This window comes from Streptomyces sp. R-07 (genome assembly GCF_049913175.1).
Lineage (GTDB): Bacteria > Actinomycetota > Actinomycetes > Streptomycetales > Streptomycetaceae > Streptomyces.
This window is the reverse complement of the sequence record NZ_CP183978.1, coordinates 5374361-5387853: the sequence shown is the minus strand read 5'-3', so window position 1 is coordinate 5387853 and position 13493 is coordinate 5374361. Positions and strand designations below refer to the sequence as shown.

The following is a 13493-nucleotide window of genomic DNA, read 5'->3' as shown; positions in this document are numbered from 1 at the left end:
AGCCCGGCCGGGGCCAGCCGTCCACCTGCCAACCAGGAGGAACAGCTCATGGAACACCGTACCGACCTTTCCCAGCCCGACGAAGCCCTCCGCCAGGCTCAGGCCAGCACCCGCGAGCTCCGCACCCGCGCCGGCCTCCAGTGGATCGCCCAGCGTCTCGCCACCTTCCGGCCCACCGACCCCATGACGGACAACGCCCGCGAGGCCGCGATCACCCGCTACGTCCTCGACCACCACGGCGACGACCACACCGCCAACAGCGTGACGTGGGACCTCCGCGACGCCCTCCCCGCGGCCCTCCCCACCGACACCCGCGCCGAGTACGCCGCCCGCATTCAGCTCCTCATCCAGGGAGTGACGGCCTGATGGACACCCCCACGTACGAGACCGCGCCCGAGCCGGACTACACCCCGCGGCCGAGCCCGATCGTCGACACCCCCGCGACGCCGGCCGCATGCGCCGAGGACTACGCCGCAGCCGCCCACATCCGCGCCGAGCTCGACAAGCAGCGGAGGCCCTGATGCGCACCCGCACCGAGCCCCGCACGCGGCTCGTCCCCCACACCATCGACGGCGAGACCAAGATGGTCCCCGAGACATACACCGTCGAGGTGCCCGTCCCCCCGAAGGACTGGGACCACATCGTCCTCACCGGCGCCCTTGCCGTCGTTGCCGCCGGCCTCGGCATCGTTATCGTCTGGTCGACCTCCTCAATCGGCGACCTCCTCGCCCGCGCCGTCTCCGAACCGGCCATCGCCTACGCTGCCGCCACCGGCTTCAGCCTCGGCTGGATCGTCTGCATGGCCCTGGAATGGGTCGACCGCTACGACCCCGTCCGCATCCGTCGACCCCGAACCGCCGGCCACGTCTTCCTCGCCGCCGACATGGCCGCCGTCTGCGGTCACGGCTGGATCGCCGACTCCTTCATCGTGGGCGTCATCGGCGCAGTCCTGTCCGGTGGCGCGAAGTGGCTGTGGACCCTCGTCCTTGACCGCCAGGCCGCGCCCCTCGACTCCCGTACGCAGCAGTGGGTCAACATCAAGCGCGGAGAGATCGGCGGCCGTCTCGCCCTGGGCGCGAGCATGCGCCAGCTCAACCGCGCGGAAGCCCGCGCCGCCGCCCAGGAGGTCGCTCTCCGGAGCGCTCCGGAGCCGTCTCCGGAAACTCCGGAGGACCAGGAGGAGGCTCCGGAGGACACTCCGGAACTCCCCGCCTCCGGGCCCGTGACCATGGCGGAAGCCGTCCGGACCGCCATCTCCTGCGGCATCACCGACCCGGACGCCGTCCTCCGCTACGTCCGCAAAGTCGTCGACGCCAACGCCAAGGAGGAGTCTGTCGCCCGGACCCTCCGGAGCCTCCGGAGGACCGCGTGACCGCCCCCGACTGGTGGGACAACCTTTACGGCCCCGACGACCAGCCCCACGCCGTGCCAGCAGAGACACCGCGCCGCTGGTACACGCGCAACACCAACCCCGCGCCGGAGCCTCCCGGCCTCCAGGTCACCATCCGACCCACCACCCCCGCCACGCCCGTCAGCCCCCGCAAGGCCCGCATTCGCTGGTGGGTCCTCCGCCGCAGCACCGCGGCCGGCATCGGCTGGGGCCTCGGCCTCGGCCCCGCAGTGTCGTCCCAGCTCGACGAAGCCGGGCCCGGCGCCATCGGCTTCGCCCTCCTGCTCTGGCTCATCGCCTGGCGGGCCGCCACCTGGCTCCTGCGCCTCGTCCCCCGCGACGCCATCCAGGAAGTCCACGACGGCGCCGACTGGGCCGCCCACATCCCCTCCGCCACCATCCTCCTCGCGCTCGCCCTTCACACCCCCGGAGCCATCCAGTGACCACCCTCGCCGCGAGCGGCAGCATCTTCGGCCACCTCGGCACCGGCGGCCTGGCCCTCGCCATCGCCCTGCTCCTCTTCTTCGGCGTACGAGGAAAGGGCCGCGTCAAGCTCACCGCCAGCCCCGCCGCCTACGTCGCGTTCCTCGCCGCCACCGCGGCCTCCGCCGCCGGCCGCACATGGGCCAAGCCCGAGCAGGTCGTCGGCCAAGGCCTCAGCGGCCTCGGCGTCGGACAGGGAGCCGACGGCCCGTTCGGCGACGTCGGCCTCGGCGCCGTCGCGCTGATCCTCCTCATCATCTTCCTGACCGCGTCCGTCACCCCCGTGTTCGGCGCCGTCCTCGGCGCAATCGCCGGGTTCGTGTTCCCCGCGACCGGCACCGGCGCTGTCTGGGCGATCCCATCCGACGTCGCCGCCTCCCTCCTCGCCTCGTTCGGGGGTTGAGATGCGCGTCTGGATCGCCGTCTGGGACGGCTCGACGCTGATCTGCCGGACGATCGCCGCGTGGATCGCCGGGGGAGTGGCGGCCCGGCTCGTGGCCCTGCTGCTCCTCGCCGGGTTCCTCAAGGGGCTCCCCTGGACGACTCAGATCGCCTTCTCGGCTGCCGTCGCCTGGCTTGCGACCGCAGTCATCCAGGGGCTGCGCCACCCCTCCCTGCCGGCCGCCGAGGAGCAGCCGGACCCCCCAGCCGGGGAGGAGGCCACCGACGTCCTCCCCGGCCGTGAGGACCTCGCCACCGCCCTGCACAGCATCGGCGCCCCGCACGCTCATCTCGCCGTCCTCGCGGAGCACCTCGGCCTGTCCCCCGCGCACACGCGGGAAGCCCTCACGGAGGCCGGCATCCCGATCGACGCCTGCCGGATGAAGGGCCGCGGCTCCTCCACGGGCGTGAAGGCCGAGGACTTCCCGCCCCTCCCCTCCCCCGCTTCAACCCCTTCTGAGGCTGTTGTTGCCCCAGGTCAGAGCGACAACAACAACGGCAAGAGGGTGCGGCGCTGGCCGTGGGGCCACACCGTTACCGACCCGACTGAGCGCCTCCATCACGCCGTCGCCAAGACCCCCTGAGGAGCCCCCGTGGGTGAGTTCAAGACCACCATGTCCATCAGCGAGCTGCGGCAGCGCAACGAGGCCAGCCAGGCCGCCGCACAGGCCGCGAAGACCCCGCCCCCGCCGCCCCCGAAGAAGCCGTAGCCCCAACTGTCAGTGGCCGCCGCTACCGTGGACACCAGTCCTATCCGCTGCGGCTGGCTGCCCGCGACTCGGACCCCGAAGCCCCGCCCCCGGAACAGCGACCGGACCGGCGGGGCTTTCCCGTACCTCGTTGCAGAGACGAGACGGTTCGTCTACATTGAAGAGCGCTTCCGGCATGCCCGGAACGAGGGCGCGGACGATCGCCTGTCACTGGGAAACCGTGACACCCGCGGGCGCGGCTCAAGTCGATCGACGCACGGCACGGCCCCGACCAACCCCCCGGTCGGGGCCGTCCGCATGTCACGACACGGACACACCACCCCCACACCGTGGGCACACACGGCACCCTGGCCCGATGCGCACACGACCCGCCCTCGCCACCGCCGGCCTACTCCTCGCACTCACCGCATGCACCAGCGGCAGCAGCGACCCCAAGCCCGCGCCCTCCGCCACAACGACGCCCGCGAAGGCCTACACCTTCCAAGACTGCGTAGCCCTCCTCGACTACGACTTCAGCCAAGGCACACCCAAGGACGACTCGAAGGACCCCGAGTGCGCCCACCTCAGCCCCGACGAGTACCAGCGGGCCGTCGGCGAAGTCCTCACCAACCACAAGGACGAGATCCTCAACCCCACCAGCACCCCGTAGACGAGGAGGCGCCCGTGCTCAGCAACCCGCGCAACGGGCGCCCCTACCGCCGCCTCGTTGCCGCACAGAAGGCCCTCGGCCTGCCCTGTGCACGCTGCGGCGGCTACATCAACCCCCAGCTCGACCCGCGGTCGCCGTGGTCGTTCACCCTCGACCACATCGTCCCCTTGTCACGCGGCGGCAGCCTCCTCGACCCCGCCAACGCCCGCTCCATGCACCGGCGCTGCAACAGCGCACGCGGCAACAGGACAGGCACCACAGCCCCACTGCGTGCCTCACGGAGGTGGTGACGATGTCACGCGCTTCGACTGTGCTCTTCTGGCTTGCGGGCGGCTCCCTGATCTACCTGGCCACCCTCGGCCTTCAGGCCCTCGGCTGGTACGGCAGGTGACGTCGTGCTGTACGTCGTCACCGGCCCGCCGGCCGCAGGCAAGTCGTCCTGGATTCGAGCCCACGCCACCGCGCGGGACATCGTCATCGACCTCGACCTCATCGCCACCGCCCTCACAGGCCCCGGCGCACCACAGTGGAACCAGGACCCGACCATCCTGCGCGTCGCCCACAAGGCCCGGTACGCGGCCATCGAGGAGGCGTACCAGCTCCTCGACAAGGTTGACGTCTACCTCATCCACACCATGCCCAGCGCGAAGGCCATGGCGAAGTACAAGAGGTACGACGCCGAGATCGTGGCCGTCGACCCCGGGCGCGAGATCGTCATGGCGCGCATCGAAGCCATGCGGTCCCCCGAGATGAAGCGCGTCGCCTCCCGCTGGTACAGCCAGCGCAAGCACCTGCCACGCACCGTCATGCCCCAGGCCTCACGGCAGTGGTGACCCACCGCCACGGCCCCGCGTCACAGCATGTGACAGACGGTCCGAGACGGGTCGACGAGTGATCGACAACGGGTCGATTCCAGCTCGCACCCCGGGGGCGGGCCCGTTCTTTAGTGGCAGGACCGGGCGACCCAAAAGCCCTTCTCGCCCGATTTTTTGCGCGGCGAAAAAAGATCTTGACCCCGTTTCCGATTCGACCTCAAATTGACTACGCAGCGTGACGTTACTCTGGGTAATGGGGGTGGGTCGTGGTCGAAGATCAAGTCCACGATGAGCTTGACAACCTCGGTGTGAGCAGTACGTCTCCCGGCCTTGCGGCTGTCGCACTCAAGCTCGCCCGCGCTCTCGACCAGATCCCCGACGGTGACTCTCCGACAGCGCAGGCCCATGTCGCCGACAAGCTCCACGCCCTGATGGTTCGTCTCCGCGCGCTCGCGCCCGTCCAGGAGCAGGGGGACAGCGTCGATGAGTTCACTCGCGAGCGAGAGAGGCGCCGCGCCGACGTCCAGCAGCAGCTCGGCTGACAAGCCGGTCTACGGCGCCCAGCGCCCCCGCATCGAGACCGTCCCGCCCGGCACCGTCTCCACCGCCGGCCAGGAGGCCATCGGCCTTGCTGCGCGGGCCGGCCTGAAGCTCGACCCGTGGCAGCAGTACATCCTCAACGTCTCCATGGGGGAGAACGCCCGCGGCGACTGGGTCGCCCCCGAGGTGTGCGTCAACCTCCCGAGGCAGAACGGGAAGGGCGGGCTGATCGAAGCCCGCGAGTTGTGGGGCCTGTTCATCGGCGGCGAGAGGCTGATTCTCCACAGCGCCCACGAGTTCAAGACGGCAAAGAACGCGTTCAAGCGGATCGAACGCCTGATCCGCGCATGCCCTGACCTGCACAAACGCGTCAAGGCGTACCGGCAGACCGTCGGCGAGGAAGGCATCGAGCTCTACACCGGGCAGACGCTCCGCTTCATTGCCCGCTCCGGTGGTTCCGGCCGCGGCTTCACGGCGGACTGCGTGATCCTCGACGAGTGCATGATCCTCGGTGACGACGCCATGGGTGCGCTCGCGCCGACGCAGGCCGCCGTCGACAACGACCAGCTGTGGTACCTGGGCAGCGCTGGCATCGGTGCCCCGTCAGTGCAGCTTGGGCGGCTTCGGCAGCGCGCCCTGGACTCCCTGGAGACGGGGACGCCGGATCCGGCCCTCGCCTACTTCGAGTGGTCGATCGACCCGCACGTCGACGAGTGCCCCTCAGACTGTGACAAGCACGATGCCGTGGCGTCGCCCGAGGCCGCGGTCAAGTCGAACCCTGCGATCGGCTACCGGCTGCGGGTCGAGAAGTGCATGAACGAGCGGCTGAAGATGGGCGACGCCCTGTACGCCCGTGAGCGGCTAGGCGTGGGCGACTACCCGGCAGAGTCCGGCGCCACCTGGCAAGTCATCGGAGAGGACGCCTGGCGGGCCCTGGCGGACGCCAAGGCGAAGCCGACCGGCCCTTACTCGTTCTCGGTGGACGCGACTCCCGAGCGGGACTCCGCATCGATCGTGGTGGCCTGCCCGTGGCGGGGCGGCACGCACATCGAGGTCATCGAGCATCGGCCCGGCATGGGCTGGGTCGTTGAGCGGGCCAAGCAGCTCCAGGAGAAGTGGAAGCCGCGGTGCTGGGTGGTCGACGGCGGCGGCCCGGCCGGCTCCCTCATTGCGGACCTGGAGGAGGAGCTTGGCGTCACCGTGGTGCAGCCGAAGGCGCGGGAGATCGCGCAGGCGACCGGCCAGTTTTACGACGCGGTCGCGGACCAGTCCATCAGCCACCTCGATCCGCCGCCCCTTGCGGTGGCTCTGGCAGGCGCGCAGAAGCGCCCGTTGGGTGAGGCGTGGGCGTGGGCCCGACGGAACGTCGGCGTGGACATCAGCCCGTTGGTAGCCGCGACGCTGGCGAAGTGGGGCCTGTCGGCTGAGGTCGAGATCGAACCCAACCGGGACATTCTGAGCAACGTGTGGTGAGAGGGGTATCGGCATGAGCTGGTGGTGGCCCTTCCGCCGCAGGCAGCAGGAGCAGCGGGCGATCTCGTTCCAGGACGTGTGGGGAGCGGGCGGTGACGCTGCTGCGCTCCGGGGAGGTACGGCCGAGAGCGCCCTGCGCCTGGCCCCGGTGTACGCGGCTACGCGGCTGCTGGCGGACTCGGTGGCATCGTTGCCGATGAAGTCCTACCTGGCCGTCGGTGAGGAGCGTCTACCGTCGCCTCTGCCCCCGCTGTTCCGGCAGCCGGCCGCCGTCGGCACCCGGTACGACTGGCTGCATCGGGCGATGACGTCGCTGACGCTGCGGGGCAACGCGTACGGGCTGATCGTCGCCACAGGCGCCGATGGGTGGCCGTCACAGATTGAGTGGCTGCACCCGGACGACGTGACGATCGCGGACAACTTGGCGCCCGTGCCGGTCTGGCACTACAAGGGCCGGCGCCTTGACGACGGGCAGATGTTCCACATCCCGGCATACACGCTGCCTGGACAGACGCTCGGCCTGTCGCCGATCGCGTACTTCGCGTCGATGACAGAGACGGGGCTGCTGGCCCAGCAGTTCGGCCGGGACTGGTTCGCAAACGGCTCGACTCCGTCGGCGGTTCTGGAGACCGACATGGAGGTCACCAGGGACGCGGCGGACATCCTGAAGGCTCGGTTCAAGGACGCGGCGGCAGGACGCGACGTGGTGGCCCTCGGCGGCGGCGTGAAGTACCGGCCGATCTCGGTACCTGCCAACGAGTCCCAGTTCCTGGAGACCATCAAGGCGACGGCGAACCAGGTGGCCGCGATCTACGGTGTGCCACCGGAGAAGATCGGCGGCGAGACGGGCGGGTCCCTGACCTACAACACCGTCGAACAGGACAGCATCGACTTCCTGACGTGGACGCTCAGGCCGTGGCTGGTTCGTCTGGAGATGGCGTTCTCAATGCTCCGGCCGCCCGTTGAGGAGGCTCGGTTCAACGCGGACGCGATGATCCGTACCGACCTGAAGACCCGGTATGAGGCACACGGCATGTCGCTGGACCAGGGCTGGCGGAACCGTGATGAGGTCCGCGCGATCGAGAACGAGGCGCCGCTGCCGAACGGCCTGGGGCAGACGTACCTGCCGCTGTCGTCGGCGATGTCCGTGAGCCTCGACCCGGAGCAGGCCAATGCCCGCAACATCGTCGAGATGGTCCAGAAGGTCGGCGCAGGCGTCAACGTGATGCTCTCCGCCGACGAGGCGCGGGCGATCCTCAATCAGGCCGGAGCCAAGCTCACCGGCCACTACCAGGCCCCCGCGGCCCCGGAGGACTCATGACCGAGCAAGAGCGTCGGTTCACCCGCGGCCTCGTGGAGGTCCGGGCGGCCGGCGAGCAGTCCCGTCAGATCGGTGGGTACGCCGCGAAGTTCAACCGGCTGTCGCAGAACCTGGGAGGGTTCGTCGAGCGGATCGACCCGGGGTTCTTCGCGAAGGCGGAGGGCGACGGCTGGCCGGACGTGATGGCCCGCTACAACCACGACGACAACCGGCTCCTCGGCACCTCCGAGGCGGGAACGCTGCGGCTGGCCACGGACGGCACCGGCCTGGACTACAGCGTCGACGTCCCCGACTCGCGCGAGGACGTTCTCGAACTGGTCCGCCGCGGCGACGTCCGCCGGTCCAGCTTCGCGTTCCGAACGTTCGCCGACGACTGGGGCATGACGGAGGACGGATTCCCCCTGCGCACCCTGCTGTCTGGCGCGCTCGTCGACGTCGCACCCGTCAACACCCCGGCGTACATGGACACCTCGACGGGGCTGCGGTCGCTGGCCGAGCAGGCCGGCGCCGACCTCACCGAGGTACGGGCCGCGGCCGAGAGCGGCGAGCTGGCCCGATTCCTGGGGCGTCCCGCCCCGACCACCATCGACCTCGCGCCGAGCGGGCAGGGCGACACCCACCCGCTCATCGCGATCCGGCGGCGGCGCGCCGAGCTGGAACAGCGCCGCACCTTCTGAGGCAGGGCGACACCCACCTCGACACCTCATCCACCAGACACCCTGGGCAACAGGCCTGCGGGTGTCGTCGTCATGCCCAGGAGGGCACGTGAGCGAGTACATCAAGCGGCTGCAGGAGCGCCGTGCCGGCGTGTGGGAGCAGGCCAAGGCCCTGCTCGACACCGCGGAGGCGGAGAAGCGCGAGCTGTCCGCCGAGGAGGAGCAGACCTACCAGCGTCTCAACGGCGACCTCGACGCCATCGACGCGCGCGCCAAGGACATGGCGGCCGCCGAGCAGCGCACGAAGGACGCCGGCGAGGCGTTCCGTGCCCTGCTCGACAAGGAGCCGGCGCCCGAGGCCCGGGGCAGCGCTGTCGAGCAGGAGACCAAGCGGGTCCGCGACTGGCTGACCGGCGTCTCCGGCCGCTCCATCGACATCACGCCGGATCAGCGGATCCCGCTGGACCAGCGCACCCTGTCCAAGCTGTCGGCCGGGGCCGGCGCGAACACCGTGCCGATCTCGTTCTACAACCAGCTCGTCCAGCACATGATCGAGACCAGCGGCGTTCTGGCTGCCGGCCCGACCGTGTTGCGCACCGCGACCGGCGAGCAGCTCCAGATCCCGAAGACCACGGCGCACTCCGCGTCCGCGGGCATCGTGGCCGAGGCCGGCACGCTGACCGCGAACGACCCGACGTTCGGGCAGGTGTCCCTCGACGCGTACAAGTACGGGTTCCTCCTGCAGGTGTCGCACGAGCTCGCCAACGACACCGGCGTGGACCTGCTCGGCTACCTGGCCATGCAGGCCGGTCGTGCGCTCGGCAACGGGTTCGGCGCGCACCTGGTCACCGGTGACGGCTCCTCCAAGCCCAACGGTGTCCTGACCGCGTCGACGCTCGGCAAGACCGGCTCGGCGTCCGTGGCCGGCGCACCGTCCGGCGACGACCTGATCGACCTGTTCTACTCGGTGATCGCCCCGTACCGGCAGTCCAACTCGTGCGGCTGGATGATGCGGGACGCCACGGTGGCCGCGATCCGGAAGCTCAAGGACTCGACGGGCCAGTACCTGTGGCAGCCGGGCCTCCAGGAGGGCGCCCCGGACCGCATCCTCGGCAAGCCGGTCTACACCGACCCGAACGTGCCCGCGGTCGCGCTCGGCGCCAAGTCGATCATGTTCGGCGACTTCTCGACGTACTTCGTCCGCGAGGTCGAAAGCCTGCGGTTCGAGCGGTCGGACGACTTCGCGTTCAACACCGACCTGATCACGTACCGGGCGATCCTGCGCGGTGACGGCGACCAGGTCGACACCACCGGTGCGATCAAGCACTTCATCGGCAACGCCGCGTAGTCGGTCTCTTCGGGGGCGGCCCTCTTGCCGGGGCCGCCCCCGTTCTAGTGAAGGGAGCGCGCGGATGCGTGTGCAGATGAGGGTGAAGGTGTCCGGGACCCGGGACGGGGTCGAGTGGCCGGACAGGGGCGGCGTGGTGGACCTCCCGGAGGAGGAAGCCGCGCAGCTCGTTCACGCCCGGCTGGCCGAGCCCGCGGGCGACGAGCGTGTGCCTGTCGAGGAGTCGGCTACCCCAGCCGACGACACGGAGAAGGCCGTGGTGGCCCGGCGCCGTGGTCAGGCCAGGAAGCCTGGCGGGTAGGCGGTCATGGCGCTGGTGACACTCGCTGAGGCCAAGGCCCAGCTCGACATCACGACGACGACCAGCGACACGGAACTTCAGGCGTACATCGACGCGCTGACCGCCCCGATCGAGCGGTTCGTGGGGCCGGTGGAGAACCGGTCGGTGTCCGAGGTCATCCAGGGCAAGACGACCACCCTGTGCCTGTCGAGCGTTCCCGTGGTCTCGCTTACGACGATCGTCCCCGCGCTCACTGGCGGGGAAGCCATCAGCACGGGCACCGTGTTCCTCGACGGCGCCAAGGGCGTTGTTCGCCGGCTCGACGGCGGCTCGTTCTGCGGCGGCTTGTGGACGGTGACCTACACAGCCGGCCGTGGCACCGTGCCGCCCACCATCCGGCAGGCCGCCCTGATCCTGCTGCAGCACCTGTGGCGTACGCAGTACGGGGCGGCCCGTGGCGCTGTGGGTGGCGGCGACGACTTCGACGTGAACGAGCCCATCATCGGCTTCGGCTATGCGATCCCGAACCGGGTGCTGCAGTTGCTGGAGCCGTACCGAGTACCCCCGGGGGTGGCGTGATGGTGACTTCCCGGGTCCCGGCCGCGGTCGCGGCCCTCCTCGACATCCTGCGCGCGGCGCCGTCCCTCGCCGACAGCGTGCACATCGAGGACGGCCCGACCGCGGTCAACCTCACCGATCCCGACCGGATCTACGTCGGCTGGCAGCCCAACAGTGAGGCCGCTGTGAACCTGCAGCAGGACTTCAACGCAGCCGGCGCCCGCACCAGGGACGAGGCTTTCGTCATCAACTGCTACGCGGAGAGCCGCAGTGGCGACAAGGACATGGCTGCCCGGCGTGACCGGGTCTTCGAGATCGTTGGCGTCGTCGAGACCGAGCTCCGAGCGTCGAATGCGTTTCCCGAGGCTCCCACCCTGAACGGCTCGGTGCTGTGGGCTCACATCACCACGGGCGACCTGGACCAGAGCAAGTCGGAGGGGACCCGCGCGGGCCTCAACTTCGGCGTGGCCTGCTTCGCCCGCATCTGATCCCCCCTTCCTGAAGGAGTACTGCGATGGCGCGTGTGCGCTTCATCGGCCCGGAGCCGGTCACCGTGCCGGAGCTCGGTGGCCGTGAGATCCAGCCCGATCAGCTCGTCGAGGTACCGGACGAGCGGTTCGAGGGCTACGTCTGCCAGACCACGACGTGGGAGCCGGTTGAGGAACCGGGTGCCGCGAAGAAGACCAGCACGAAGAAGGAGGCCTGACCATGGCGATCGGATCCGGTCTCGGCGCGCAGATCGGTATCGCGTCGGAGGTCACCTACGGAACGTTCGTGGCACCGACGCGGTTCATCGAGTTCACGAAGGAATCGCTGGTCCTCAAGAAGACGACGGCCCAGAGCTCCGGCATTGCGGCGGGGCGGCTGATGGCGCTGTCGTCGCGGCGTGTGGTGACGCAGAAGGAGGTGTCCGGCTCGCTGGAGCTGGAGGTCACCAACAAGGGCATGGGTGTCCTCCTCCAGGCGCTCATGGGCACCACGGTGACCCCGGTGCAGCAGGCCGTCACCACGGCCTACCTGCAGACGCACACCCTGGCCGACACCTGGGGCAAGTCGCTGACGATCCAGAAGGGTGTGCCGCTGACGACCGGCACGGTCACCGACAAGACCATGCTCGGCTGCAAGGTCACCTCGGCTGAGTTCAGCTGCGAGGTCGGCGGCATGCTGACCTCCAGTTTCGAGTTCGACGGGAAGGACTGCGACGAGACGCAGACCCTGGCAGCCGCGAGCTACAGCAACATGAGCCCCTTCCACTTCGGGCAGCTGGCGGTCAAGTCCGGCACCTTCGGCACGGAGACGGCCCTCGATGGCGTCCGCAAGGTCAGCGTGAAGATCGAGCGCCCGCAGGACGTCGGCAGGTTCTACGCGAACCAGTCCGCCCTGAAGGCTCAGCCGATCTCCAACGACCTCGTCAAGGTGACTGGGTCGCTGGAGATGGACTACGTCGCGACCACGGTCGACGACCTGCACACGTCGGACGGTGCGACCAGCCTCGTCGTCGAGTTCGTCGGCCCGCTCATCGCGTCGACCTACTTCGAGACGTTCCGGATCAAGCTGCCCGCCGTGAAGGTCGACGATGCGCCGCCGACCGTGGACGGCTACGGAGTGGTCAAGCCCACCTTCAACTTCACCGCGCTATTCGACGGCACCAACCAGGTCGCCATCGAGTACATGAGCACCGACACGACCGTGTGACGGAGGTGGTCCGTGGCCGTCGGCAACGTACAGATCACCGGCACCGGCCAGCTCATCGAGTTGTCGCGGCGTCTGAAGATGGCCGGCGGCCCCCGCCTGAAGGCCAACTTCACTCGCCGGATCCGGCGGGCTGCTGAGCCGCTGCACAACGACATGCGGCAGACCATTCGGACGCTGCCGATCGACGCTGAGCCGCGCAGGGCCGGGTCGCGAGGGGGAAAGTCCCCTACGACTCGGCCACTGCGGGCGACGATCGCTGAGGCTGTCCGGCTGTCCGTCCGCACCGGAGCCAACCCGGGCGCCCGCGTCTGGGTCGACCGATCCGCGCTGCCTTCCGACCTGAAGTTCATGCCCGAAGGCATGAACAAGTCCAACGGGCGGATCCGCCACCCCACCTTCGGCAACAAGGGCCGTGGCGGCTGGGTGAACCAGTGGACCACCCCCATGTGGTGGGACAAGACCGTCCAGCGTCACCAACCCCGGATGCGCGCCGAGGTCGAGAAGGTCCTCAGCGACGTACGCCGCACCATCACCTAGGAGAACCCTGTGCTCATCGTCCACACCCCCGCCGGCGGGGAGGTCGAGCAGTTCGACATCCGTACTGTGCGGGTCAACGAGGCGTCGATCATCTCCCGCACCATGGACGCGACCTGGAAGCAGGTCAAGGAGCGGCTGGCCGACGATGACCCCGAGGCCATGCAGGCCGTGGCTTGGGTCATCAAGAAGCGGACGGAGCCGGCGCTGCGGCTGGCCGACTTCAACCCGGTGGCGGACGAGCTGGCTGTGCGCCTCGACAAGACCGAGGTCGAGAGCTGGGTCACCGAAGCGATGGCCGCCCTTGACGACACTGCGACGCCGGAGCAGGCGCTGATCGTGATGCAGCCGATCGTGGATGCCGCGGTCGACGCCGAGTTCGCGCGGGAGTTGATCCTCCGGCTTGCCGCGGCCCCAAAAGACCCGGCGGCCAGCAGCGCCGAAACCGAGGTCCCGAGCGGGCCGACCGAGGAATCGACGCCGACCGCACCGAGTACCTCGGACTCTTCGCCCACCTCCTCCACATCCCTGCCCCAGTCGTAGACGAGCTCCTCGTCGACGACTTCGAGCGGTACGTGGTGTGGCTGGACCAGCACCTAG

General features: G+C 69.6%; 21 protein-coding genes. All 21 read left to right on the top strand.

Annotated features, from left to right (window positions below):
• Positions 1–48 precede the first annotated feature (48 nt).
• The 21 genes from ACN9M0_RS24870 to ACN9M0_RS24770 all read left to right on the top strand — a co-directional run bounded on the left by ACN9M0_RS24870 (position 49) and on the right by ACN9M0_RS24770 (position 13436).
• Entirely contained in the window at positions 49–366 is a 318-nt protein-coding gene (locus ACN9M0_RS24870; protein WP_426404236.1) for a hypothetical protein, read from the top strand.
• Positions 366–521, top strand: coding sequence for a hypothetical protein (locus ACN9M0_RS24865; protein WP_426404235.1), 156 nt, complete (start codon positions 366–368; stop codon positions 519–521). The genes ACN9M0_RS24870 and ACN9M0_RS24865 overlap by 1 nt, the downstream gene beginning before the upstream one ends.
• Positions 521–1372 carry a protein transporter Sec31 gene (locus tag ACN9M0_RS24860; RefSeq protein ID WP_426404234.1) on the top strand — a complete coding sequence of 284 codons (852 nt, stop codon included), beginning with the start codon at positions 521–523 and terminating at the stop codon, positions 1370–1372. Before ACN9M0_RS24865 ends, ACN9M0_RS24860 begins: the two co-directional genes overlap by 1 nt.
• Positions 1369–1833, top strand: coding sequence for a hypothetical protein (locus ACN9M0_RS24855; RefSeq protein WP_426404233.1), 465 nt, complete (start codon positions 1369–1371; stop codon positions 1831–1833). The genes ACN9M0_RS24860 and ACN9M0_RS24855 overlap by 4 nt, the downstream gene beginning before the upstream one ends.
• Positions 1830–2276: a hypothetical protein gene (locus ACN9M0_RS24850; RefSeq protein WP_426404232.1), complete on the top strand. Its 447-nt coding sequence runs from the start codon at positions 1830–1832 to the stop codon at positions 2274–2276. The genes ACN9M0_RS24855 and ACN9M0_RS24850 overlap by 4 nt, the downstream gene beginning before the upstream one ends.
• 1 nt (position 2277) lies before the next feature.
• Positions 2278–2898 carry a hypothetical protein gene (locus tag ACN9M0_RS24845; RefSeq protein ID WP_426404231.1) on the top strand — a complete coding sequence of 207 codons (621 nt, stop codon included), beginning with the start codon at positions 2278–2280 and terminating at the stop codon, positions 2896–2898.
• A gap of 481 nt (positions 2899–3379) precedes the next feature.
• The gene (locus ACN9M0_RS24840) at positions 3380–3673 is read left to right on the top strand and encodes a hypothetical protein (RefSeq protein ID WP_426404230.1); all 294 of its coding nucleotides are present in this window, start codon (positions 3380–3382) and stop codon (positions 3671–3673) included.
• Positions 3674–3687: 14 nt separating this feature from the next.
• Entirely contained in the window at positions 3688–3963 is a 276-nt protein-coding gene (locus ACN9M0_RS24835; protein ID WP_426404229.1) for an HNH endonuclease signature motif containing protein, read from the top strand.
• A gap of 105 nt (positions 3964–4068) precedes the next feature.
• Positions 4069–4506, top strand: a complete 438-nt coding sequence (locus ACN9M0_RS24830; protein ID WP_426404228.1) for an AAA family ATPase — start codon at positions 4069–4071, stop codon at positions 4504–4506.
• Between the two features lie 290 nt (positions 4507–4796).
• Complete coding sequence (locus ACN9M0_RS24825; RefSeq protein WP_426404227.1) at positions 4797–5030, top strand: hypothetical protein; 234 nt, start codon at positions 4797–4799, stop codon at positions 5028–5030.
• Complete coding sequence (locus ACN9M0_RS24820; protein ID WP_426404226.1) at positions 4972–6501, top strand: terminase; 1530 nt, start codon at positions 4972–4974, stop codon at positions 6499–6501. Before ACN9M0_RS24825 ends, ACN9M0_RS24820 begins: the two co-directional genes overlap by 59 nt.
• Positions 6502–6514: 13 nt before the next feature.
• Positions 6515–7822: a phage portal protein gene (locus ACN9M0_RS24815; protein WP_426404225.1), complete on the top strand. Its 1308-nt coding sequence runs from the start codon at positions 6515–6517 to the stop codon at positions 7820–7822.
• A complete protein-coding gene (locus tag ACN9M0_RS24810) occupies positions 7819–8499 on the top strand; it encodes an HK97 family phage prohead protease (protein WP_426404224.1) in 681 nt (226 codons plus the stop codon). Before ACN9M0_RS24815 ends, ACN9M0_RS24810 begins: the two co-directional genes overlap by 4 nt.
• Positions 8500–8587: 88 nt before the next feature.
• Positions 8588–9826, top strand: a complete 1239-nt coding sequence (locus ACN9M0_RS24805) for a phage major capsid protein (protein ID WP_426404223.1) — start codon at positions 8588–8590, stop codon at positions 9824–9826.
• A 64-nt stretch (positions 9827–9890) separates the two neighbouring features.
• A complete protein-coding gene (locus tag ACN9M0_RS24800; RefSeq protein WP_426404222.1) occupies positions 9891–10127 on the top strand; it encodes a hypothetical protein in 237 nt (78 codons plus the stop codon).
• Positions 10128–10133: 6 nt separating this feature from the next.
• Positions 10134–10685 carry a hypothetical protein gene (locus ACN9M0_RS24795; protein ID WP_426404221.1) on the top strand — a complete coding sequence of 184 codons (552 nt, stop codon included), beginning with the start codon at positions 10134–10136 and terminating at the stop codon, positions 10683–10685.
• On the top strand, positions 10685–11152 hold the full coding sequence (locus ACN9M0_RS24790) for a hypothetical protein (RefSeq protein ID WP_426404220.1): 468 nt from the start codon (positions 10685–10687) through the stop codon (positions 11150–11152). The genes ACN9M0_RS24795 and ACN9M0_RS24790 overlap by 1 nt, the downstream gene beginning before the upstream one ends.
• A gap of 26 nt (positions 11153–11178) precedes the next feature.
• Positions 11179–11370 (top strand): hypothetical protein, encoded by a 192-nt coding sequence (locus ACN9M0_RS24785; RefSeq protein ID WP_426404219.1) that lies wholly within the window; start codon positions 11179–11181, stop codon positions 11368–11370.
• Positions 11371–11372: 2 nt separating this feature from the next.
• Positions 11373–12359 (top strand): phage tail tube protein, encoded by a 987-nt coding sequence (locus tag ACN9M0_RS24780; RefSeq protein WP_426404218.1) that lies wholly within the window; start codon positions 11373–11375, stop codon positions 12357–12359.
• A 12-nt stretch (positions 12360–12371) separates the two neighbouring features.
• The gene (locus ACN9M0_RS24775; protein ID WP_426404217.1) at positions 12372–12896 is read left to right on the top strand and encodes a hypothetical protein; all 525 of its coding nucleotides are present in this window, start codon (positions 12372–12374) and stop codon (positions 12894–12896) included.
• Positions 12897–12905: 9 nt separating this feature from the next.
• Positions 12906–13436 carry a hypothetical protein gene (locus ACN9M0_RS24770; RefSeq protein WP_426404216.1) on the top strand — a complete coding sequence of 177 codons (531 nt, stop codon included), beginning with the start codon at positions 12906–12908 and terminating at the stop codon, positions 13434–13436.
• The last annotated feature ends 57 nt before the right edge of the window (positions 13437–13493 follow it).

Bases quoted from the DNA above. Each gene is read 5' to 3' on its own strand.
- ACN9M0_RS24790 (WP_426404220.1), top strand. From the start codon at position 10,685: ATGGTGACTTCCCGGGTCCCGGCCGCGGTCGCGGCCCTCCTCGACATC.
- ACN9M0_RS24840 (WP_426404230.1), top strand. From the start codon at position 3,380: ATGCGCACACGACCCGCCCTCGCCACCGCCGGCCTACTCCTCGCACTC.
- ACN9M0_RS24870 (WP_426404236.1), top strand. From the start codon at position 49: ATGGAACACCGTACCGACCTTTCCCAGCCCGACGAAGCCCTCCGCCAG.
- ACN9M0_RS24845 (WP_426404231.1), top strand. From the start codon at position 2,278: ATGCGCGTCTGGATCGCCGTCTGGGACGGCTCGACGCTGATCTGCCGG.
- ACN9M0_RS24800 (WP_426404222.1), top strand. From the start codon at position 9,891: ATGCGTGTGCAGATGAGGGTGAAGGTGTCCGGGACCCGGGACGGGGTC.
- ACN9M0_RS24810 (WP_426404224.1), top strand. From the start codon at position 7,819: ATGACCGAGCAAGAGCGTCGGTTCACCCGCGGCCTCGTGGAGGTCCGG.
- ACN9M0_RS24785 (WP_426404219.1), top strand. From the start codon at position 11,179: ATGGCGCGTGTGCGCTTCATCGGCCCGGAGCCGGTCACCGTGCCGGAG.
- ACN9M0_RS24860 (WP_426404234.1), top strand. From the start codon at position 521: ATGCGCACCCGCACCGAGCCCCGCACGCGGCTCGTCCCCCACACCATC.
- ACN9M0_RS24795 (WP_426404221.1), top strand. From the start codon at position 10,134: ATGGCGCTGGTGACACTCGCTGAGGCCAAGGCCCAGCTCGACATCACG.
- ACN9M0_RS24780 (WP_426404218.1), top strand. From the start codon at position 11,373: ATGGCGATCGGATCCGGTCTCGGCGCGCAGATCGGTATCGCGTCGGAG.
- ACN9M0_RS24865 (WP_426404235.1), top strand. From the start codon at position 366: ATGGACACCCCCACGTACGAGACCGCGCCCGAGCCGGACTACACCCCG.
- ACN9M0_RS24815 (WP_426404225.1), top strand. From the start codon at position 6,515: ATGAGCTGGTGGTGGCCCTTCCGCCGCAGGCAGCAGGAGCAGCGGGCG.
- ACN9M0_RS24820 (WP_426404226.1), top strand. From the start codon at position 4,972: ATGAGTTCACTCGCGAGCGAGAGAGGCGCCGCGCCGACGTCCAGCAGC.